Raw genomic sequence first — 22,806 nt, forward strand, 5'->3', positions numbered from 1 at the left:
CCCATCATAGTATATTTGCGGGAGTTGGATTTGAACCAACGACCTCTGGGTTATGAGCCCAGCGAGCTACCGGACTGCTCTATCCCGCGCTACAATTACAATTATATTAGAAAAAAGAACTCGTTTCAAATTAAATTGAGTGTGTTCAAAAGTATTTTTACAACAGTACTAAATAAGGTAAGAAGAGTAGTTAATCCACGATAACATAACAAAATAATGCTTTCTAGAGATCGCGAATGATACTTATAAGATTTAGTATTCTAAGGAAATAAAGCAAACAATTGTTGGTAATTACCGGCAAACGGAGGTGAAATGGAGAGAAACGCTATCCTTTTGTACTAAAGTCTACAGAAGAACTTAAAGAACAATATAGCAATCATAACCTACATGAATTTGTACTAATTGAAATCTTTTAGTGTGTTAGCAGTAAATAATCTTTTATAATCTAGTATCTAAAGACTGGGAGGGGAACAAATGCCAGTGTTCCTTAAGAAAATAGAACTTTTTGGGTTCAAGTCTTTTCCAGATAGATGTAAGTTAGAATTTAAGTCGCCTATCACTGCTATAGTAGGACCAAACGGTAGTGGCAAAAGTAATCTGATTGACGCTGTAAGATGGGTTTTGGGGGAGAATAGTATAAAAACGTTAAGAGGGGATAATTTTGAGGATATTCTATTTTCAGGTTCCCAATACAGACAATCAATGAGTGTTGCTGAAGTTATGTTGTCCTTTGACAACTCTTCAAGAATTCTGAACATTCCTTCTGACGAAGTGGAAATCCTAAAAAGATACTACAGGTCTGGTGAGGGTAAGATATTCATAAACAGACAAGAAGTAAGAGTTAAGGATGTTGTGAGCCTTTTTCTGGGAACAGGTTTTGGTAAAGAAGGATATTCCATCGTAGGTCAGGGTGAAGTTGATAAACTAGTAGTAGGAACCCCTCAGGATAAAAGAAATTATATTGACGAACTACTAGGACTTAGTAAAGTTAAATTCAAAAAGAAAGAAGCAGAACGAAGATTGAACGATATTAGATCTCACATTGAAACACTAACAGTAAGACTAGAAACATCAGAAAGGGAATACTCAAGACTAAAAAACGAGGTTGAAAAACTCGGTTTATACAGACAGTTATCTAGGGAACTTGAACACCTTGATAAGATACTACTATCAACTAAGGTTAGAGATTATGATGAAGAGTTAAGAAGACTCAATTATGAAAAAAGTTTGATAGAGAAAGAGATACAAGAAAAAATTAAAATAAAAGAAGAAATAGTCAAATCTCTTGATCTTATTGATAGAACAATTATTCAGGAAAATCTAACTCTATCAAACGACAGAGATATTCTAAACCAACTTGAAAAGGATTTGAAAAACAAAGAAATGGATAAGAAATCTCTTGAAGGAAGTTTGGAAACTTCAAAGAGGACTATAACTATACTATCATCTTTAGTAGAAAAAGAACTTTTAAGAAAAGAAGAACTCATCAGAGAGAAGGATAGACTAGATAATAGTATTCTAGAAATTACTAATAGGATACGGGAAATTGACAAAGAGATAGAAAGATTTTCATCTAGTATTACGGAAGTTGAGGTTAATAAGAGAGAACTTGAGAAGAAGAAATACGAGATTAACTCAAAACTTACTATTCTAAAGGAAGTGTTAAAAGATGTTGAAAGTCTAGAAAATCAACTGATGTGGGCTATCTCAAGACTAGACGAGATAAAAACTTCAATAGAAGAAGCATTTAACTACATTTCAAAACTAAATCAAGAAGTAGATAGTAATAAACAAAACATTGATCTTCTAACTAGTGAGATAGTTTCATTAAAGGAAGAACAAAACCAAATATCTATGGATATATTAAACACTTCCAACACGATAAAGGATATAGAAAATAATATCCTAAAACTTCAGTCTGTAATTAAGGAATTAACGGTAGAATCGGAAAAAATGTTTCAAGAATTTTCAAAGAGCATAAGCAGTAGTGCTTTAAAGATTGGTGAATTCATATCTAAGGTTGAAACAACATCGGAGAAAATATGTACTATCTGTGATAGTATTCTTAACTCTCCACTAGATACACAGGTTGTCAAAGATCATATCGTAAGTATAAAGAATATGTCTCAAAATCTGAATAACGATATAAAGACACTTCCATACCTATCAAGTGCAACAGAGTTTATATCAAAAAAGATAGAAATTGACAGCAAAATTCTAGAATTAAGAAACAACATAGATAACCTGATGCTTGAATTAGACGTCTGGAAAGATAAACTATCTAAACTCAGAGAAACACAAAGAGAAATAAACTTCCTAATATCTTCTAAAGAAAGTGAGTTTGTGAATTTTGAGAAGGTAATTAATGAACTTTCAAACCAAATAAAGTTCCAAAGCAAAAGACTTGATAAACTTGAAAGTGAGAAAATAGATTTGGAAACAACAATTAGGAATATTGAAGACAAGGTCAATAACCTTATTCAGGTAATGAATAGCTTTGGTGTAGGTCTAGACTTCCAAACTTCTAACCTTCGCAGAATTGACGAATACAGTAGTTTGTTTCAAAGGCTCAAAGAAACTATTAAACTGTTGTTAGAGAGTATAGACTTATCTAATATTGAGGATGAAATACGAAAAGTTGACATACTCCTGTCGGACCAGAAGAGATATCGTATGGACCTTGAGGCACAAAGAACGATACTACTGTCTGATATAAAGTCTTCACGGAACAGAATAGATGAGATATTAAAAGAGATTGCTAAAATTGACGATTTCGTCCATAATAAAAAAGCTGAAATGGAAAGAGAGGAAGAAAATATTTGTAACGCTAATATTAACTTGACTTCCCTCAAATCAATCTTAGATGAGATTTCTACAAAAAGAGATGAACTACTTAAGGTTGTATCTGAAAGGACACACAGGCTCAAAGAATTGAATCAAGAGTATAAAAACCTTTTAAGTGAGAAAGACAAAATATCTAGTGAGTTGAGTAGTCTTGAAAAAGGGTTGTTCCAGTTAGACGAGAAAATAGCAGTTTTGAAGAACAGTATTGAAAACATTAACTCTCAGTGTCTAGAAAGGTATGGTTTAAGTGTTAACGAAATACCAAAGGAAGTTCAAAACAGTGTTGATGGTATGGATATCGACAAACTTTCAAAAAGAGTTTCACATTTACGGTCGGAGATTAGGAGGATAGGTTTTGTTGATGAGAATGCTGAAGGTGAGTTTAACAAGGTTAAGGATGAATATGAGAGGTTGAAATCAAGTTTTGACGATGTGCTTCAGAGTAAGGAGAAACTTGAAAGTATAATAAGTGAGATAAATCTAGAGATTGAAAGAATAGTATCGGAATCACTTGACAGAATAAGTGAAGTGATAACTGAGATATTCAAGGAGGTTTTCGGAGGTGGTAGTGTTAAGGTTGATATACATAACGATGACCTTGTTGAAGGAGGAATTGAGATAAATGTTAGTTTGCCTGGTAAGAAAGTTAGAAACCTTATGTTACTTTCGGGTGGAGAGAAAGCATTAGTCGGTATAATATTCATCTTCTCTGCTCTCATACTTAACAATACACCTATTGTTATAATGGATGAAGTTGATGCTCCACTTGACGATGAAAATACTGAAAGGTTTAAAAAGCTCGTTCTATCATTCAAAGACAAAACTCAATTCATTATAGTATCTCATAACAAATCTACAATAGAGATATGCCAAGACATATATGGTGTAACTATGGAGGAGAGGGGAGTATCAAAGATTGTGTCGTATAGGCTGCAGGATGTTATTTTATAAAACACTAGATAAAGATTTAATCAACTTACGACTAATAAAGTCTAAAATTCTCAACTAGGGTGAGGGTTTTCTTTGGATTATTAGTTTGTAAGAGAGTTTGGTAAAAGTTAATATGAAAGAACTTCTTCTTTCCCCGTAAAATAAAGGCAAAGCTAGGAACAAATAACAAACACAAAAACTACAAATCACTTTATCAAAGACTCTCTACAAGGAGGGTTCAGAATTGACTGAATAAGTTATGAAAACAAGTTATTAAGAATGCTCTTCAACAAAAAATACCAACTCTTGACCAAACTTCAGTGTAATTTTGTTTGAAATGGTATTTAGTTTTACTTCATAATTTAAAGATGAGGTGATAAAATTATGACCTTATCTATAAAAGGATTCATAAGAGACAATCTAGGTAAGGAGAGTTCATCAAAGATAAGAAAGAAAGGTTTTTTACCAGCAGTTATTTATGGCAAGGGAATTGAAAAAAATATTCATATTTACTTGGATCAACATGAGTTTGAAAAACTGCTACACAAGACTGGTAGAAATAAAATTTTTGAGGTTGAATTAAATAACGGGAGCAAGTTTAATGTATTCGTTAAAGATTTGCAGATACATCCGTTAAACAGAAACATAATACATGCTGACCTTCAGAGTGTAAATAAGGATGAAGAAGTTGTAGTTAGTGTCCCAATAGAGTTTGTAGGAGTCTCAAAAGGCACTAGAGTAGGAGGTGTGTTTAGGAAATCACTTTGGTCTCTCAAGATAAAAGTCAAGGCAAACCAGATACCTGAAACCATAAAGATAGATGTTTCAGACCTTGACATAGGTGATACTATTGTAGTTTATAAAGTCAAAGATAAGATTCCTTACAAGATAGTCAATCATGATAATACCATAATAGCAGGTGTTTATAGTTAATTTTATACGATACTTTTTGTATGTTTGAGGGGTAACTATGGCTAAAAGTTATGCTAAGCTTATAGTTGGGCTTGGAAATATAGGATCGCAATACACTTACACTAGACATAATATTGGTTTTATGGCTATTGATGTCCTTGCGAAGGAGTATAATGTCAAGTTTGATATAAAGAAGAAGAAAAGTGCTTTAGGTATTGCTAAAATAGGTGATAAGAAGGTAGCACTTCTCAAACCTCAAACATATATGAATATAAGCGGTGAGCCAGTGCTATATACTGCTAGTTTTCTGAAGATACCTCCAGAAGATATAATAGTTGTTTGCGATGATGTATCACTACAGGTAGGGAAGATAAGAATAAGGAAAGAAGGATCTAGCGGAGGTCACAATGGTCTAAAGTCAGTAGCATATTATCTCAAGACAGACCTCTTCCCGAGGATACGAATAGGCATAGGCGAACCTCCTGAATATGTTCCACTTGAGAACTGGGTTCTTTCAAACATAACACTGAAAGAATACCAAATCTTGAGTAAAACCTTAAAGGTGTTTAAGAAAGTTGTTGAGGTTATACTTTTTGAAGGCATAGACTCTGCTATGAACAAGTTCAATGGACTAGAGCCAGAGGATTATGAGGATATACTAGAATCATCTGACTTATTCTCCTTCAATCTGGAGGATTAGTTTGGTTGATAGGTTGGCTATTGCAGGTCTAGGACTGATAGGTGGTAGTATAGCAATAGCAGTCAAGAATAAGTATCCTAACTCAAAAATTGTAGGAATAACAAGAAACATTGAGAGTGTAAGAAAGAACAACTTTTCCAAATATTTTGACTTACTTCTTGATTATTCAGAACTTGTAGAAACGAGAAACATTGATTTTTGTGTGATATGCTCTCCTGTGTCAACAATACCAGAAGTTTTTAGAACCCTTAAGTCGTATTTTGGAGTTAGAACAATATTTACAGATGTTGGAAGCGTAAAAGAATGGATCGTAAAAGAGATAAATGATACCAGTTTCATAGGCTCTCACCCGATGGCAGGTAGCGAAAAATCAGGAATTGAAAATGCTGACCCAAACATATTCTTAAACGCAACATGCGTTGTAACTCCCAAGAATAACTCCGAAGAACAGATAAAAATAGTGTCTGAATTTTGGAATAACCTAGATATGAACGTCATCTTACTATCTCCTGAAGTTCACGACAAGATCGTATCTCAAACGAGTCATCTAGTACATCTAGTGTCATTTGCATTGTCAAAACTACTCTCGCAATCTGAGTTTTCCAAAGACATGTTTTATGGAATATTTGGAAAAGGGCTTATAGATACAACCAGAGTATCCAAAAGTGATCCTCATCTGTGGATTGATATATTCAAAAGAAATAAGAATAATTTAATAGATGCACTTGAGGATTTCATATCCGTGATCCGAACATTTAGAGACTATGTAAAAGTAGAGAACTGGGATACTTTACTAGAGAGCCTTATGAAAGCCAAAAATTTCAGAGATAGTATTAAATGAAGCCTATCTCCAGTAGTTCTGGTGATCTAGTCTTTATTATCTCTTTCATTCTATCAATAGCTCTACTTTCAATCTGTCTAACTCTCTCTTTAGTGAAACCCATTATCTCACCAATCTCTTTTAGAGAGTATGGCTTTCCGTAGAAACCAAACCTATATTTTATTACTTCTCTTTCTTTTTCAGGTAGTGCCTCAACTATACTTCGTATCTCCTCGGATAAAGCATTTCTCATAATAGTCTTCTCTGGATGTTCAACAGTTTGGTTCTCTATATTAAGAATATCACCATAAGTTGCCTCGTTGTCGTCAAACACATTATCATCAAAAGAAACATAACTTTTGCTTTTTCTGTTCAGCAATATTTGAACATCCTTTTCCTTTATGTTGAGTTCCTTTGATATAGTTTCAACAGATGGTTGAGATCCATTCTTCATCTCGTATTCTTTTATAAACTTTTCTATCTTCAGTAACTCATTCGTCCTATTCATAGGGAATCTAACAAGTCTAGACCTTTCTGATATGTATTTGAGTATTGACTGCTTTATCCACCAAACTGCGTAGGATATAAAGTGTAGTCCTCTTCTGTAATCAAACTTATCAACAGCAACTATGAGTCCAACATTACCCTCACTGATAAGATCAGCAATTGGAATACCGGTATTTATATAACTTTTAGCAACACTTACAACAAACCTTAAATTAGAAAGTATAAGTTTTGCTCTTGCTTCCTTGTCTCCTTCTGAAGCCCTCTTAGCAAGTTCTATCTCCTCCTCCCTTTTGAGAAGCGGAAACTTTTCAACCGCTTTAAAGTATTTCAAAACAACATTTTCACTGTTTGCGCTGCTGTGTCTAGCTTCTTCTAAGATATTGGTTAAATCCTCTTGGATCTTTACAGGATCTTCCGATCCAAAAAAGTTATCCTTAATCTTATCTTTTGACATAAAGTCCCTCTTTTATCTTCAATATATACAAATACTGTGCCAAGTTTTCAGTCAATCTTCCTAAATACATTTGTAAATACCTATCCAATATTTCGCTCAAAAAAACAAGTCAGTTTAAATTGTATAAAAAATATCCATATATGATGGATAAAAATTATACATATAGAAGAAACTACTAATTAAGTATCTATGAGTATTTAAACTGATTGGTAATAGGATATCGTCTGTCTTTACCAAATGATCTAGGTGTTATTTTAGTCCCTATTGGTGCTTGACGGCGTTTATATTCGTTTTTATCTACTACTTCTATAACATGCTTAATGAGTTTTATGTCAATACCAGTTTCTTCCGAGATTTCAGTAGGTGATTGTTCAGCCTCTAGGTATCTTTTCAGAATTTTATCCAACATATGATATGGTGGGAGAGTGTCTTCATCTTTTTGGTTTTCTCTAAGTTCTGCGGTTGGTGGGCGCTCTATTATACTTCTAGGTATTATATCAAAACCCTCTTTTCTATTTATATACTCAACTAATCTATAAACTGTAGTTTTGTAGATATCTTTTATCAGTGCAAATCCTCCTACCATATCCCCGTATAGTGTTGAGTATCCCATGCTTAACTCACTTTTGTTCCCAGTTGATACTACAAGCCATCCAAACTTATTTGACAGTGCCATCAGGATATTACCTCTAATTCTTGCTTGAAGGTTCTCTTCAGTTATATCCCAAGGCTTATCTTCAAATGAAGTCTGTAGTTCCGAGAGGTATGATTTAAAAATATTCTCAATTGACAGTTCAATGTATCTTATACCTAGATTTTCACAAACCTTCTTCGCATCATTTCTTGTCCCTTCTGAAGAAAATCTTGATGGCATACTTACACCAATAACATTATCTTTACCTAGCGCCTTAGCGCATAGGTAAGCAACTAGAGCAGAATCAATACCTCCACTAACACCTAAAACAACTTTACAAAAGTTATTCTTTGAAACATAATCTTTTATACTCAACAGCAGTGCTTGAATTATTTCTTCTTCCTCTGGTTGTTCTTCATGCTTAAAATAGAAGTATTTCCTATCTGTATTATTCTTCAGTTTGTAGTCAAGAAGTATGTATTCGACATCATATGTTTGTCTATATCTCTCTGTTAGGAACCTATACCTTGGGTCTAATAGTCTTCTAGATGTCATTTCTTCACTTTGAATATCCACTACTACCAGGTCTTCTTCAAAGGATTTAGCCTTCACTAATATGTTGCCATCCGGTGATATTACTAGGCTATTTCCATCAAATACTAGTTCATCCTGACCACCAACAAGATTTGTGTATGTCACTAAAACTCTATAGTCTCTCGCTCTGGTCTTCAGCATTTCAATTCTTTCATTTCCCTTTCTGATGTGGTAAGGAGAAGAAGATATATTCATAAGTATGTCGGCATAACCTTTTACGACTTCATCAAGTATTACACCTTCGGGATACCATATATCTTCACAGATATTGATACCTATCTTTACTCTTCCCTCATCTACACCCACAACAAGCCCTTTGTTACCTTCACCAAAGTATCTTTTCTCATCAAAAACACCATAGTTAGGTAACCTCGTTTTATTGTAAATGTATATCCTGCCGTTATAGACAATACCCGCTGAATTGTAGAGTATATCATTCTCAAGGTTAACGAAACCAAAGACTAGTATTATGTTTTTTACTTCCTCTTTCAATTTATCTACATACCCAAGTTGCAGATGTACAAAAGATCTGTTTGTAAGAAGATCCTCTGGTGGATAACCAGTTAAGGATAACTCCGGAAACGAAACGATATCACATCCTTCATCTAACGCTTTGTTTGTGTAGGTAATAATCCTTTTGTAGTTATATTCAATATTACCGACAATAGTATCTATTTGTGCTAATCCTATTCTCATAAGTGCTTTTTTAATTCTTCTAATACTCTCTTTTCAACTTCCTCAACACCTAGTGACAGATCAAATGTAACACCAGATGCATTTTTATGTCCCCCACCACCAAGTTTCTTCGCTACCTCTGAAACATCAAAATTACCTTTGCTTCTTAAAGCAACTGATATTAATCCTCTCTCTACCTTTTCCTTTATGGTGAAATACACAACACAATCCTTTATCCTACCTATATCCTCAACGACAGGTTCTGTTTCATTATCGGATACACCATACTTTTTCATCATCTCATTTGTTATTACAACCCAAACTATCTTGCTATCACAACACGCTTTGATATTCAGAAAGACTTCTCCCTCAAACTTTATGAAGTTCAGAGATTTGTTTTGGAACATTGCCATTGTGAAGAACGATGGTTTTATACCAGTCTTGAGTAATTCCGAAGCAATTATGTGTGTATACGGTCTAACCGAATCAAACCTAAACGAACCACTATCACCTACAATAGCAGGATAGATAAGCATAGCAAGATCCTTATCTATCTCTACTCCTAGAGATTTTGCTATGTTATACACTATTTCTCCAGTTCCGACTACTTCAAGTTCAACTAGATTGTAATCGCCAAACATATCGTTGTCATGATGGTGGTCTATATTTACAACTGTCTTAAATTGAGATATGAGTTTCTGAAAGGTTTTACCTATTCTTTTCTTCTCACCACTGTCAAGGACTACTAGAACATAGTTAGATAGATCTATATTATTCAGTTCTTCAACCCCCTTTATACTGTCCCAAGTTGGTATGAATGAGAATATCCTTTCAAAAACCTCTTTTCTCTCTTCGCTAACCACTAAAACTTCTTTTTTACCGAGTTTTTTGAGTATATAGGAGAGCGAGAGAGATGAACCAACAGCATCGTAGTCTGGATTTACGTGAAAGGTTATAACAAACTTATCTTCCTTTTTTAGTATTTCCTTTATGTCTTCAATAGTCGAATTTGCGATCCTATCATTTACTATCATACTCTAAATCTCCTTTAACCTCTTTTAGTATTTCAAACACTTTCATACTTTCGTCTAGGTTAATAAATTCAAAGAATATCTCTGGTGAATGGATTGTTTTCAAGGTTTTTGCTAAACTTCTTCTTATAAAGCTTTTTGCTTTTATAAGACTCCTTATACTGCTTTTTATATCTTCTTTTTCACTTGAAAAGATACTCAACTTTACTGTTGCATATTTTAGATCCTTTGATAACTCAACATCAAAAACGCTTATAATACCTTTTACTCTCTCATCTCGGAGTTGAGAAATTATTTTTGAGATTTCGCTTTGTATGAAGGAAGATACTCTCTTTATTCGCAATTCTTTAGCCATACATAAAGGATTAATAATAGTAATAATAGTTTTCAATTTCAACCGAAGTTTGAAGAATTTCAATTTCAAAACCTTCTATTATACCTTACATTCAACCTTGGTTCAAATGTAGGCTTGTTTTCAACTAGTGATGAGGAGTATTGGAATTCTAGGAAGAAATTGTAAATAGACCAACTAACAACAAAATTGTGCAACATAACATTAGTAAATTCACTTTCATTACCAACTGTATCAATAAGTAATCTATATTCAAGTAATACATTTGGTATAATATTTTTACCAATCCTTAATTCTGTGCCTTTCATAATGTCTCTAAATGTGAAGAAAGGATTTCCCTCAACAAGAGATAGGAAGTATGTTGATACAAACGGTGACCTAAAGGTGAATACATCAAGACCCGTATATCTTCTTACATTGTATGATAACGCTTCATACAAACCAACTTTCTCTATAAGTGATATACCTTGTTTTAGAGTCCCCCTTAATTCAGTTGGTAATCCTAGTAACGATGCTATCTCAGATTGGCTCCTTTCAGGTTGTGACCTAAACGAAGACCTAATTGATGTTGCCTTTCCAGATACATCCATAATTACCCTAACATTCTCTTCCGTTCTGTTGTCAAAAGCATAAGTGTACAGTGTTCCACTTACAAAAGGAACAAAATCCATCTCCTCCCCAGAAAAAACTATTCTCAGGTTATCAATGTTGAAGTTCTTACCTAGATATATAAGACTACCAGAACTTATGTTAGCAGACCCCGTTAAGAGTAGTGTGTTTTTAGCAAAACTACCTTTTACTACTATATTCCCATAATCTACTCTACCGTTTATAACCTCAGATTCAAAGTGCGAGTTGGTCATAGATATAGATAAATTCCAATCTGCTATCTGGGCGAAGTTGTAACCAAAGAACTCGTCTGTTTGACTTACTTGAACGATAAAGTAATATACTTTTGAACTATCAAGTAATCTGATATTACCACTCATCTGTGGTGCATTTGCTCTACCTCTTATATTAAGGTTTGCTACGGAAGGTCCTTGAATTATGAGACCTCCCCCTAAATCTAGGTTTAAACTCAAGTTTCCTCTTAAATTAACTATTGATATATCAAGCGATGGATCTCCTATATTCTTTAGGTCTATAACAGAGGATACATTTACGGTAATATTACCACTTGACAACGGTATGTTTTTGGCTATGATTTTACTATCTCGTAGTTCTACATTCGCTCTTTGGACACTAAATACTGAGTTGATAAAATTGATCCTGATAGATTTTAGCGATAGAATTGCATACCCATGCATATCCAATCCATCAGGTTTTATGACAACTCTTGTCTTCCCAAATTCCAACATACCTTCTATATCATCCACAAAATCAGGAACGATAAGGAATTCAACTGGTATCCTACCGTTCAAATAACCATCAACTACTCCTTCTTGAATGTCCGCTTTATATTCATACAATTTTTCATTATCTCTTGTGTAAGATACTGTCAAGGTGTCATTATCCTTGTAAATATTAAGTCCATCTCCAGTCCCTTCAAGTTTGATAACATTACCTTCTACAACGATTCTTCTTTGCCATTTCTCATTAAGACCCGAGAATCCTTGTGTATCAACATTTACACTTCCCTCAAACTTATCTTCTAAAAATCTCCCGGTAATCTGTATAGCGTCCCTACTCGTCCTTGCATTCCCAACCCTTTCCTTAAAGTATAATCTTGAAGACAATGAATTTTTGTTAAATGCTGTGTATAAGTAGAATATGTTATAGTAATTCACAATTGTAGCATTTATCTTAATACTTTCATCCTTATAAGCGTTTAGCCTAACCCTGTTGAATATACCTTCAGTTTTTAAATATAGGTCTGCTATGATTTCTTCAATCATTTCATAGAGATGTTTTTTTGTCATGTTTAATCTTGTTCTCAAACTACCATCTATCCAAGATATAACACCAAACGCTAATGGAAGTTTTTTAAAGTCTGCTATTATATCTAATCTTTCTGGAAGTCCTAGAATAACCAATATCCTTGAGTCACCTATTTTTAGTCTAGATATCACTCCATCACTTACTTTCAGGTCACCAGAGAATTCAATTGCTCTAGTTTCGGTATAGATAAAACCATTCGTTATTACAATACTCTCAAAACTACCTATTAGGTCAGACTTGAGATGAAAGGTTCCAAACTTCAGACCAATTTCTACATTTATATTATCACCAACTATACCCTGTAATTTCGTAAGCGTCAAATCTCCTAGAGGTATGTCTTTGAGTGATAATTCTACCAATAGTGCTTTGATATCTAGATCAATACTACCATACTTTCTAGAGACCAGACTAATTTTTGATGAATTACCAGTAACTCTAAAGTAATCCTCAATATTTTGTCGTTTGAGTTTAACTATACCTGTTGCATAGTCTGAATTGTAGAGTATCTCTCCTTCTAGTGAGAGTTCAAGGTTTTTAATGTTGAGCCTCTTAATGTTTATAAAGTTATTGTTAATCCTAACATCAGCAATAACTTGATCATTCTCTCCGTTTATGTAAAGAAGAAAATTAGTGTTTGAAAAACTTACAACTACTATAATATTACTTGAGTTTAGAAAAGGAATATTCCCTAAAATCTGAGACAATAACTTATCCTTTATCTCAATCCTTCCGTCAAGTTTATCCAATCTTATACTTCCATCTAGGTAACTATTTACAACTACAATCCTGTTTGAATTTATAATCATCCCGTTCAACAAACTCCCTTTAACAGGACCAATATCAATATAAGATGAGTTAATTTTTATGTTATCTTTAACTTCCGAAAGGAAATATCCATCAAGTTTTAATTTTCCTAAATAGAAGTTTTTGATTGAAAACGACAAAACTCTATTCTCAAGGTCAATAGACAACCTCTTACTGTTCGTATTTCTGTACCTTACTTTTAGAGTAGTATCTTCATCAAGTCTTTTGTAGTATATGTAGAAATTCGTGGAGATTACATTTAGAAAAGTTCCATCACTTGACAGGTTAAAAGTAATAATTGAGTCCTTTAAAATACTTTTAAACATGTTTTCAACATCAGGTGCGAATTCTGGTGGTATCAGTGCGGATAGATAAGAACTCACAGGATAGAGCCTGTCGAGAAGGTCATAAACTTGAATTTCAAACTTTATGTTTTCGGAAGAAAGTTCCATATATGCGTAGTAGTCTGGATCTAGAAATATTCCTACTATTCTATCATCCTGTTTTGAAAGATGAACCTTGACATCTACAATACCTATATTAAACAAATGATTACTCGTGAAAACCAAAAAACCGTTTAGGTTGCTTATGTTTCCCTGATTATCTATTGTTATTATACCCGACGACTCAAGTGTAGATTGTAGTATTGGTGTAGATTCGTTAAGATCCAACTTTATCTGAGTCAAGACATCAAATACAACATTACCATCTATCACATTAATAGATGTATTATCTATTCCTACACGAATACCTTCAGTGATAATAGTAATATCATTGAACCTAAATCTAGAGCCTTGCAGTAGATTTAGAATATCGTAAATATACTTTCTTTCAAACTGATTTGTCCCAGTAGTTGAAGAATTAATTGATAGTAGTTGTATTACTACATTGGATGTATACAAATAACTTATTGGTATTCTTCTTAAAATTAACTTTCTTACGTCAATCATTAATTCAATATCCTTCAAGGTCACTATGAAGTCAGAATTAGAAATTTCAACACCCTCTACCCTTACTAAAAGATCTGGAGTAATTACCACCCTCTTAACCTTTGCATATATATCAAAAGTTTCAAGTTGCTCCATTAATACATCCTTGTTTGAATTAACCAGTATGTTAGCAAGACCTATGACAAGAAAATACATTAGAACTATTAGAATAACTACCTTAATTGGTGAAAAACTTAGTTTCATATTACATTAAAATTATACTAAAAAATCTAACACTCAAGAAAATTAGAAAGTTAATTCACTAAAAGTGCTAACATTAATTTCAGGAACAGTCTTTTTTACTAATCCTTTCAAAACCTGTCCGGGACCAACTTCTATTACAAGATCTGGGTTTAGTGATTTTATATACTCAACTATGCTCGTCCATAGAACGGGTGAGTACATTTGTTTTTCCGTAATATCCAACATTTCCTCTTTTGAAGATGGGTATGGTTTTGCGTTGTAGTTTGCTATCACTGGTATGGATGGTGAAGATAGGTTTATGGTTTCTAGAAACTTTCTAAATTCTTTCGCTGGAGCTTCCATAAGCTTTGAGTGAAATGCTCCAGATACTGCTAATTCAATTACTCTTTTAGCACCAGCAGACTTGAGTAGTTCGGTTGCTTCTTGTATAGCTGATCTATAACCGGATATAACAGTCTGGTCAGGTGCATTGTAATTAACTGGTTCTACATACTTACCTTGGTCTGTGAGTTTATCGCATATTTCTTTTATTTTCTCTGGTGCTAGTCCTATAACTGCTGCCATACCACCTTTACCTTCAGGGTCTGCCTTGGACATAAGTTCTCCTCTCTTCCTCACAATCTTCACACCATCTTCAAACGAAAACACTCCTGATGAGTAGAGAGCAGAGTATTCACCTAGACTATGCCCCGCAACAGCGATAATATTCATATCCTTAATCTCTCTCTTTATAACCTCTAACATACAAGCAGAGATTAGGAATATACTTGGTTGTGCGTTGTACGTGTCTTTAAGTGTGTCTTCACTACTTCTAAATATTATCTCCTCCATATCTACTCCTATTACATTACTAGCAGTTTTGAACATCTCTCTCACATAATCAAACCTATCATAGATGTCCTTACCCATTCCAACCGATTGAGACCCCTGTCCCGGAAAGATTAAAACTACATTTCTCATAAACAACCTCCCAAGAAATTTTAATCGGATATATCCATATCTATCTACTTTTCATCTTGACTCTATAGGTTCTAGAATTTGGCAGATCAACATATTTAATCAAACTTGGAATTAATCTTTATGGGAATAAACAATGATTATCCAACAATAGACATATCTACTTACGAAAGTATAAGTTATCTAACTATATACCTTTTAGGATTCACCTTTCTTCCATTTTTTATGACCTCAAAGTGTAGATGTGGTCCTGTTGTCATACCTGTATCACCTACTCTTCCTATGATATGTCCTCTACTTACTCTCTGGCCTTCTTTTACCAGTATTTTAGAAAGATGTCCGTATAGCGTTTTAGTTGATGAACTGTGTTTTATGACTATGAAGTATCCATATCCTTCGTCGTATCCAGTTTTTTCAACTATTCCATACATTGCAGATTTCACAGGAGACCCGTAAGGTGCGGATATGTCAAGACCTGAATGGAATCTACGGAGGCCTAAAACTGGATGTATCCTATACCCATAACCAGATGTAAATCTACCTAGAAGTGGTTTCAAAAAACCTATACCAAGCATATCAGTAATCTCCCGCCAACTCAATTCTACTCCCGGAACTAGACATTCATTCTTGAAATGCATTTTATAGCCGTTTGCTATGAACACTTCAAATGGATGAACATTATACTTACTCGCAACATCAAATACAGAGAAACTACCAGCCTTCCTATACTTTACAACATCTTCTTCCGCATAAAGAAGATTCTTTCCAACCGCCAAAGATTGCGATGACAAAACATTAAGACTCACTAGTGTGCTTATGGAAGTGCCTAACTTCTTTGATATACTTAGTAGTGTGTCTCCTTTAACTACTTTGTATTCTTTAATTTGTATCGGTGATACATCAATACCCAAGTATCTTCTGTAAAAAAGATGTATGATATATTCATCACTTTTTGATACAAGTGAAGGAATTAGGTTTGAGATAATACTGTATAGAGACACTATTATCATCACTAGAGATATTAGGGCTATGGTGATAGGTCCGAGTTCTTTAAGTGCCAGTAGTAGTTGTTGTATAAATAGTCTTCTTCTTACCGAATAATTAAGTTTAAGGATTTGCCTATAAAGGCTCATAATTTATCTCTTCAGATTAACTGCAGTTCCAAGCATACTATCGGTTGTTTGGATGCTTTTTGAATTAAACTCATAAGCTCTCTGTGCTACTATCATATCAACAAACTCTCTAACTGCATTTACATTTGACATTTCAAGAAAACCTTGGTGAAGTTTCCCAAAACCATCTTTTGAAGGTATTCCTTCGTAAGCAGGACCTGAAGCAGGTGTTTCCCTGAAAAGGTTCTCACCAATACTGTCAAGTCCGGCAGGGTTTGTAAATCTGTAGAGTTTTATTTGACCGACTTCAATCTCATCGTTTGAGTCAAAAACTTTAGCATACACCATCCCATTATCAAGTATCTTTATACTCTCAAATCTAAAACCTTCTGGAAATACTATCTGAGGGTCAAACCTATACCCGTTTGATGTTAGTAATTCTCCGTTTGAGTCCAGTTTAAATGAACCATCTCTTGTGTATGCGTATGTTCCATCAGGTAGCACTATTCTGAAGTATCCCTCACCTGCTATCGCTACATCAAGTTTGTTACCAGTATTCTGTAGTGCTCCTTGTGTGTGAAACTTGAATGTTGCCGAAGGTTTAACACCAAGTCCAACCTGTATCGGCACAGGATAGATTGTAAGTTCAGAAGAAGGAGTTCCTGCCATTCGCTGTGTCTGATAGAGTAATTCCTCAAACTCTGCTCTACTTCTTTTATAGCCAGTTGTGTTAATGTTAGCAAGGTTGTTTGATATAACATCTATGTTAAACTGTCCTCCTATCATCCCAGATGCTCCAGTCCAGAGCGACCTGACCATAACTACCTCCAAATCACAACTAATCCTAATTTTCGTATAAATTTGAACAAACTCAATGTTTGAAACAATAGGTACAGAAGAATTAAACAAGTCTTAAATACAAGAGCTTCGTAGAATTTTGTTTTCCAAGAAAACCTGAAATTTCCTAAGAATTTTCAATCTATCTCTACTAGTTTTAGATACACTAACATATACTAAACTTACACAATTTACACTACCTGTCTTGCTAACTATTCTGATTTAACTTCGTTTTGTCGTGTTAGATAGACAAAGAGACACCTAATAACTTATCTTCTTAATTTCTTTTATCTTTTTCTCCTCCATCGCAAGGACATGCTTCTCCTCTAGCAATTCTTCAAGTATCTCTTGGTCCGTTGTATCTTTTGATACTCTCTCTATTATTGCTTGAATTTCTCTCTTCCTCTCCCTTATGTTCTTTATCTTGTAGAGACTTAGAAGGAAGTCAAAATCTTCCTTTAGGTTTTCGGAGTAAGTCCTTACAAATCCAGCGACTTTTGACTCAACTTCAGACTGTAGTAGGTAAAGTTGATTTATAGTCTCATCATCTATCTCCTCACTTATAAGGTAATTCTCAAGAAAGAATAAGTATGACCTAGCAGTTTCATCTCTTATATCACTTATATCTACTTCCGACTTTAGTGTCTCTATGAGAATGTTGTTTTTGGATATCATGTAAGCGAGTATAAGTTCCAGAGTGTTAAGAGAAAGACTTGAATAATTTACCATAATGTTATCAATGGTAATACGCTGTCTATTTTGATACTTCTCAAACTCTGAACGCATTATGGTCTGACTTATTCCCATCATTTCAGAGACTTTTTTAAGCGCTTCTTCTTTGTCGTATAGATTTCTAAACACAGATATTAGCGAAAAAAATTTTAGAACAAGAGACATCCTTGAGTTTTTATCAACACTACTCATCAAATCTTTGTAGGACTCAATAAAGAAATCAATTACACTCATAGAATTAGATAGTAACAATTTTTCATCTATCACCTCTCCCTTGTTATCGTAAAATTTGATAAACTCATCTGGGTCCTTCTGACTAACTTTTACAACCTTTACATCAAGGTCGGAGTTGTTCATTATAAGAAAAACTGCTCTCTCAACTGCGTTTATCCCCGCATTATCAGAGTCAAAGAATAGATATATCTCTTTGGCTATATTACTTATCAGTCTAAGTTGCTCAACCGTAAGAGAAGTTCCCATAACCCCACAAACATTATCAATCCCTTTCCTGTGAAGAGATATAACATCAAAATACCCTTCTACCAAGAAAACTCTTCCCGTTTCTCTTATCGCATTTTTTGCGTTGTTTAAACCAAAAAGTATCTGTCTTTTTTTGAATATTGGTGTCTCCGGTAGATTTATATACTTTGGTTCTTTAGTGTCTTCTGAAAGTGTTCTGCCAGCAAAACCAACAATATCACCATATTCGTTTTCAATAGGAAATGTTAGTCTATTTCTCAAAAGGTCTATAGGTCCTGATGTTGTGCTAACCACAAGTCTTGACTCAAAGATCGTCTCATCAGTGAAGAATTTTGACTTCAAGTATCTATACAACAAATCTTTTGAGTTTGGAGACATACCAAACTTGAACTTCTTTGCAGTTTTTGAGTCTATTTTCCTACTTTTTAGGTAGTTTATTCCTATCTTTTGTTTGTCTCCTTTGGTTAGGTAGTAGTAGAAGAATTTCTGTGCTTCCATATTGAGTTGCTTTAGAGATAAGATTATTGACCTACTTTTAGATGTCCTTGACAGATAACTATCAATATCGATTCCTGCTTCTTTTCCAACCTTTCTAACTGCCTCCATAAATGATATTTTCTCAATCTCCATAACGAAAGTTATGACATCGCCAGTCTTGCCGCACCCGAAGCAGTGGAATATCCCCTTATCTGGAGAGATAGTAAAAGAAGGTGTCTTATCATTATGGAACGGACAGTTTGCGATATAATTTTTACCGGACTTCTTTAGGTTTATGTATCTACCTATAACATCTTCTATCCTAACGAGACTCTTTATGTTGGATATGATTTCCCTTATGTCCATACTAAAAATTCTGTAGGAACTTTCTAATGATATTTTCGCCGTTCTTGTGACTCTTTTCTGGATGAAACTGAACTGCAAAAATGTTATCAACAAGTATTGATGATGTAAAGACCTCTCCGTTATAGTCGGTTGTAGTATTTACCACAGTATTATCTTTAGGATTTGCATAGAATGAATGGACGAAATAGAAGTACTTACCTTCATCTTCAGAGTTGAAAAACAGAGTTTCTTTCTTAACATTTACCTGATTCCAACCTATATGTGGTATAGGTTGAGCAAATCTGAACCTAACAACTTCACCTTTAAGAATCCCTAATCCTTCGTAAGTTCCATTTTCATAACCAATCTCAAAAAGAACTTGAAGCCCAACACATACTCCCATAAACTTTCTACCACTCCTTATCCATTCCCTAACAAACTCGTCAATCTTACTTTCCTTTAGGTTTTTCATCACATCTCCAAAAGCGCCAACCCCTGGAAGTATTATCTTACTAGATGCCCTAAGGACTTCTATATCAGAAGAAACTACAACTTCAATCCCCATACTCTTTCCAACACGAACGATAGCGTTAATCATACTTCTTATATTACCAGCTCCATAGTCTATGATTCCAACCATAAGAAAATTATAAACAAAAACCTAGATTGCTTATAAATTTGAAAGACTTCAAACCTTTTGAATATATTTGTTTTTATGAGGTTGGTACTGAGAATTTTGTTGATTCTAACTACAACTCAAGCATTAATATTCGCAAACGTAAACAATCTCCTGCCATCACAACCTGCTCTAGTTGTAAAATTCCAGAGTTTTAAGTATTTTAACGAGAACTTGTCAAATCTCATCTTGCTTATGTTCCCAAGATCTTATAACGAGACTATGAGCTCTATAAAATCATATTTTGAAGAAATATTCGGTGTTGATATAACTGAATTGAGTAATCTTGAAAGTATAGGAATTAGCACAAATAGAGAGTTTGGATTCGGCTTTAATCGTAAGGGGCAACCTTTCATAATACTACCGATAAGCACAACAAACCTTGATGAGAGAATAGTAAGACTTCAAAATATACTCTATAAACTAGCATTCACAAGTTTTACATTCACGAGAGACTACATAATAGCGACTGGTAAGGACTTTGAGAAAAGTATGGTATCACAACTTCCAAGTGACTATAATGTATATCTGTCAAACCCTGTTTTTGACACAATAACTCCTTTCAAGATACCTTTAGCATTTTCAGAGAACTACCTAGTAGTTAAGTTGAAGACAATATCTTCTAACTTGATTTCACTAGAACTCTTTCAAACTCCCGTTATGCTTGAGATAACAAATCAGTCGTTCAGGCTTGACAACATAAGTTATACATTTCAAAAGGATAGTATTCCAATAATTATTGACCTCAAGATGAGACCGATAGATATCATTTCCAACATTCGCTTTTTTGAGAGAACCATTGATCTAGGAATATACAAAATCCTTACTAACTTTGAGAAGGAGTTTGAAGTTAACACTATTGAAGTAATCACGAATCTTGTAGGTCCCTCAACATTCTTTATATACGGTTATAACAACGAACTCAACAACAAAATAATGTTCGTATCTTCAGTAAACGACCAAAACCTTATGATCAGGACGATTGATAGAATGGCTAGAGAAATGGCTAGAAAAAGAGATGTGTTTAAGTTCTCAATTTTTGACAAAACATTCTACAGACTACCTATAAAAGAAAACCATAATCTCTATGTAGGTGTAATATTCAACAGATTTATAGTATCTACTGATAGAGATATTCTAATAGGTTTTGTTAGGAATATAGCAAATGATGTTAAAGAATTTACAGAAGAGCATAAGGGAGCAATAAATGTAGTGATCAATTCGCAACCTACATTAAACAACACTGTTAGAATAAACACTTCGGAAGTCAATCCTTTTATCCGACAGATACTACCGCTTGTTGTTCAGAGCAAGAGAGTAATAATCTCATCACAGATAGTTACAAACACTGTTTATAGTTCTATCAACATTGAATACTAATTTTTTAGGTTCAATCAGTCAGTAGATTTTGATTTCTACTGGATGATCAGGTAAGTTCTTAAACTATTTTTATCTAACTTGCTCTTTCTTCTAGACGGTTTTTTAGTTAAGAGGCTCATTCAGCACTAAAGTATTCAAATATTGTAACAAAAGAAATGCACTTGGTTATGAATTTTTATATGAGTTTCGGGGCTTTGTTACTGAGTTAAGGTTTTATTTCTTGCAACTAGGAGATGATTGCTTTGAGGCAAAATCTTTGTGTTAGTTATTTTACAGTAGTCCGAGATATTGTACACTGAATCTCTATTTTACTTCTAGAGTTCAAGGAACTCCTTTTAAAATCTTTAGGCTATATGGTAATTCAAGATAACTTGAAATTTGTGAAGGTATCCTTTGCACTCCAACGATTATATCGAAGTTTTCAGATTTGCTTTGAATTACTTGTTTCTTAACTTTCTGTGCCAATTCCAAGCGTGATTAATTATATCTTCAATACCATATTCTGGTGTCCAGTTCAAAACCTTCTTTGCTTTGTCACTCTTTGCTATTAGGATGGGTGGATCTCCAGGTCTTCGCTCAACTTCTTCAACTGGGAAGTTAATCTTCGTAACTTTCTTGACTGTATCTATAATTTCTCTTACGCTAAAGCCTGTTCCATTACCTAGATTGAAGTAGTTTGAGCTATTACCTTGAAATAGGAATTCAATACCTTTTATATGTGCGGTTGCAAGGTCATTTACGTGAATGTAGTCTCTTATACAAGTTCCGTCTGGGGTAGGGTAGTCAGTTCCGAATATCTTTATTGACTTTCTGATTCCTAGTGCAGCATCTAAAATGAGGGGTATAAGATGTGTTTCAGGCTCGTGTGCTTCACCTAGTTCTCCATCAGGGTCTGCACCAGCAGCATTAAAATACCTAAACGCAACATACTTAAGTCCGTGTGCATCAGAATAATCTTTTAAAACCTGCTCTATCATCCATTTTGTTCTACCATAGGGATTTATAGGATTTTTCACTTCTTCTTCATCTATAGGAACATTCTCTGGCATTCCATATACTGCAGCGGTTGATGAGAATATTATTTTATCCACTCCAACATCAAGCATAGTATCAAAAAGGTTTAAAGCATTATACAGGTTATTCTGGTAATACTTTCTTGGGTTTTGAACTGATTCACCTACCTCAATGTAAGCGCAGAAGTGCATCACGATATCAATCTTGTAGTTCCTTAAGGTAAGTTCTAATTGTTTTCTATCACCTATATCACCAAGAACAAGCTTACCATATTTTGCAAGAAATTCATAACCGTGAGATAAGTTGTCATATATTATGACATTATAGCCTTGTTTTGAAAGCAACTTACAAACATGAGAACCGATATACCCGGCACCTCCTGCTACCAAAACATTCATATAGACCTCC

16 protein-coding genes and 1 tRNA gene are annotated in these 22,806 nt (G+C 34.1%); 5 read left to right on the forward strand and 12 right to left on the reverse strand.

What is annotated here, in order from left to right; all coding sequences use genetic code 11:
- Nucleotides 1-15: 15 nt before the first annotated feature.
- Nucleotides 16-89: transfer RNA gene (locus NZ579_00500), tRNA-Met, on the reverse strand.
- 385 nt (nucleotides 90-474) lie between these two features.
- Here NZ579_00500 and NZ579_00505 point away from each other — a divergent pair.
- From NZ579_00505 to NZ579_00520, 4 genes are all read left to right on the forward strand, one after another.
- Entirely contained in the window at nucleotides 475-3,795 is a 3,321-nt protein-coding gene (locus tag NZ579_00505) for an AAA family ATPase (protein MCS7298424.1), read from the forward strand.
- 363 nt (nucleotides 3,796-4,158) lie between these two features.
- Nucleotides 4,159-4,707: a 50S ribosomal protein L25 gene (locus NZ579_00510; protein ID MCS7298425.1), complete on the forward strand. Its 549-nt coding sequence runs from the start codon at nucleotides 4,159-4,161 to the stop codon at nucleotides 4,705-4,707.
- A 37-nt stretch (nucleotides 4,708-4,744) separates the two neighbouring features.
- On the forward strand, nucleotides 4,745-5,386 hold the full coding sequence (gene pth / locus NZ579_00515; protein ID MCS7298426.1) for an aminoacyl-tRNA hydrolase: 642 nt from the start codon (nucleotides 4,745-4,747) through the stop codon (nucleotides 5,384-5,386).
- Between the two features lies 1 nt (nucleotide 5,387).
- Nucleotides 5,388-6,227, forward strand: coding sequence for a prephenate dehydrogenase (locus NZ579_00520; protein MCS7298427.1), 840 nt, complete (start codon nucleotides 5,388-5,390; stop codon nucleotides 6,225-6,227).
- Here the strand turns inward: NZ579_00520 and NZ579_00525 are convergent.
- From NZ579_00525 to hisH, 10 genes are all read right to left on the reverse strand, one after another.
- On the reverse strand, nucleotides 6,220-7,167 hold the full coding sequence (locus tag NZ579_00525; GenBank protein ID MCS7298428.1) for an RNA polymerase sigma factor RpoD/SigA: 948 nt from the start codon (nucleotides 7,165-7,167) through the stop codon (nucleotides 6,220-6,222). The two genes, NZ579_00520 and NZ579_00525, sit on opposite strands and share 8 nt — an antisense overlap.
- A gap of 187 nt (nucleotides 7,168-7,354) precedes the next feature.
- The gene (locus NZ579_00530; protein ID MCS7298429.1) at nucleotides 7,355-9,091 is read right to left on the reverse strand and encodes an NAD+ synthase; all 1,737 of its coding nucleotides are present in this window, start codon (nucleotides 9,089-9,091) and stop codon (nucleotides 7,355-7,357) included.
- Nucleotides 9,088-10,104: a bifunctional oligoribonuclease/PAP phosphatase NrnA gene (locus tag NZ579_00535; protein MCS7298430.1), complete on the reverse strand. Its 1,017-nt coding sequence runs from the start codon at nucleotides 10,102-10,104 to the stop codon at nucleotides 9,088-9,090. The genes NZ579_00530 and NZ579_00535 overlap by 4 nt, the downstream gene beginning before the upstream one ends.
- On the reverse strand, nucleotides 10,091-10,456 hold the full coding sequence (rbfA, locus tag NZ579_00540; GenBank protein MCS7298431.1) for a 30S ribosome-binding factor RbfA: 366 nt from the start codon (nucleotides 10,454-10,456) through the stop codon (nucleotides 10,091-10,093). The genes NZ579_00535 and rbfA overlap by 14 nt, the downstream gene beginning before the upstream one ends.
- A gap of 65 nt (nucleotides 10,457-10,521) precedes the next feature.
- The gene (locus NZ579_00545) at nucleotides 10,522-14,388 is read right to left on the reverse strand and encodes a translocation/assembly module TamB (protein ID MCS7298432.1); all 3,867 of its coding nucleotides are present in this window, start codon (nucleotides 14,386-14,388) and stop codon (nucleotides 10,522-10,524) included.
- Nucleotides 14,389-14,430: 42 nt separating this feature from the next.
- Nucleotides 14,431-15,348, reverse strand: coding sequence for an ACP S-malonyltransferase (fabD, locus tag NZ579_00550; GenBank protein MCS7298433.1), 918 nt, complete (start codon nucleotides 15,346-15,348; stop codon nucleotides 14,431-14,433).
- Nucleotides 15,349-15,524: 176 nt separating this feature from the next.
- A complete protein-coding gene (locus NZ579_00555; protein MCS7298434.1) occupies nucleotides 15,525-16,478 on the reverse strand; it encodes a M23 family metallopeptidase in 954 nt (317 codons plus the stop codon).
- 3 nt (nucleotides 16,479-16,481) lie between these two features.
- Nucleotides 16,482-17,276: a flagellar basal-body rod protein FlgG gene (gene flgG, locus NZ579_00560; GenBank protein MCS7298435.1), complete on the reverse strand. Its 795-nt coding sequence runs from the start codon at nucleotides 17,274-17,276 to the stop codon at nucleotides 16,482-16,484.
- Between the two features lie 279 nt (nucleotides 17,277-17,555).
- Nucleotides 17,556-19,349 (reverse strand): DNA primase, encoded by a 1,794-nt coding sequence (gene dnaG, locus NZ579_00565; GenBank protein ID MCS7298436.1) that lies wholly within the window; start codon nucleotides 19,347-19,349, stop codon nucleotides 17,556-17,558.
- Nucleotide 19,350: 1 nt separating this feature from the next.
- On the reverse strand, nucleotides 19,351-19,968 hold the full coding sequence (hisH, locus tag NZ579_00570) for an imidazole glycerol phosphate synthase subunit HisH (GenBank protein ID MCS7298437.1): 618 nt from the start codon (nucleotides 19,966-19,968) through the stop codon (nucleotides 19,351-19,353).
- A gap of 75 nt (nucleotides 19,969-20,043) precedes the next feature.
- Here hisH and NZ579_00575 point away from each other — a divergent pair, with 75 nt between their 5' ends.
- Entirely contained in the window at nucleotides 20,044-21,384 is a 1,341-nt protein-coding gene (locus NZ579_00575; GenBank protein MCS7298438.1) for a hypothetical protein, read from the forward strand.
- Nucleotides 21,385-21,821: 437 nt separating this feature from the next.
- On the opposite strand, the gene galE is transcribed toward NZ579_00575, so the two are convergent.
- Complete coding sequence (galE, locus tag NZ579_00580; protein MCS7298439.1) at nucleotides 21,822-22,796, reverse strand: UDP-glucose 4-epimerase GalE; 975 nt, start codon at nucleotides 22,794-22,796, stop codon at nucleotides 21,822-21,824.
- Nucleotides 22,797-22,806: the final 10 nt, after the last annotated feature.

It is taken from the genome of Spirochaetota bacterium (genome assembly GCA_025061835.1).
Taxonomy (GTDB): domain Bacteria; phylum Spirochaetota; class Brevinematia; order DTOW01; family DTOW01; genus SKYB106.

What these genes read in the sequence shown, in the direction of transcription:
- NZ579_00505 (MCS7298424.1), top strand. Translation starts at nt 475, where the DNA reads ATGCCAGTGTTCCTTAAGAAAATAGAACTTTTTGGGTTCAAGTCTTTT.
- NZ579_00510 (MCS7298425.1), top strand. Translation starts at nt 4,159, where the DNA reads ATGACCTTATCTATAAAAGGATTCATAAGAGACAATCTAGGTAAGGAG.
- pth (MCS7298426.1), top strand. Translation starts at nt 4,745, where the DNA reads ATGGCTAAAAGTTATGCTAAGCTTATAGTTGGGCTTGGAAATATAGGA.
- NZ579_00525 (MCS7298428.1), bottom strand. Translation starts at nt 7,167, where the DNA reads ATGTCAAAAGATAAGATTAAGGATAACTTTTTTGGATCGGAAGATCCT.
- NZ579_00530 (MCS7298429.1), bottom strand. Translation starts at nt 9,091, where the DNA reads ATGAGAATAGGATTAGCACAAATAGATACTATTGTCGGTAATATTGAA.
- NZ579_00535 (MCS7298430.1), bottom strand. Translation starts at nt 10,104, where the DNA reads ATGATAGTAAATGATAGGATCGCAAATTCGACTATTGAAGACATAAAG.
- rbfA (MCS7298431.1), bottom strand. Translation starts at nt 10,456, where the DNA reads ATGGCTAAAGAATTGCGAATAAAGAGAGTATCTTCCTTCATACAAAGC.
- NZ579_00545 (MCS7298432.1), bottom strand. Translation starts at nt 14,388, where the DNA reads ATGAAACTAAGTTTTTCACCAATTAAGGTAGTTATTCTAATAGTTCTA.
- fabD (MCS7298433.1), bottom strand. Translation starts at nt 15,348, where the DNA reads ATGAGAAATGTAGTTTTAATCTTTCCGGGACAGGGGTCTCAATCGGTT.
- NZ579_00555 (MCS7298434.1), bottom strand. Translation starts at nt 16,478, where the DNA reads ATGAGCCTTTATAGGCAAATCCTTAAACTTAATTATTCGGTAAGAAGA.
- flgG (MCS7298435.1), bottom strand. Translation starts at nt 17,276, where the DNA reads ATGGTCAGGTCGCTCTGGACTGGAGCATCTGGGATGATAGGAGGACAG.
- dnaG (MCS7298436.1), bottom strand. Translation starts at nt 19,349, where the DNA reads ATGGACATAAGGGAAATCATATCCAACATAAAGAGTCTCGTTAGGATA.
- hisH (MCS7298437.1), bottom strand. Translation starts at nt 19,968, where the DNA reads ATGGTTGGAATCATAGACTATGGAGCTGGTAATATAAGAAGTATGATT.
- NZ579_00575 (MCS7298438.1), top strand. Translation starts at nt 20,044, where the DNA reads ATGAGGTTGGTACTGAGAATTTTGTTGATTCTAACTACAACTCAAGCA.
- galE (MCS7298439.1), bottom strand. Translation starts at nt 22,796, where the DNA reads ATGAATGTTTTGGTAGCAGGAGGTGCCGGGTATATCGGTTCTCATGTT.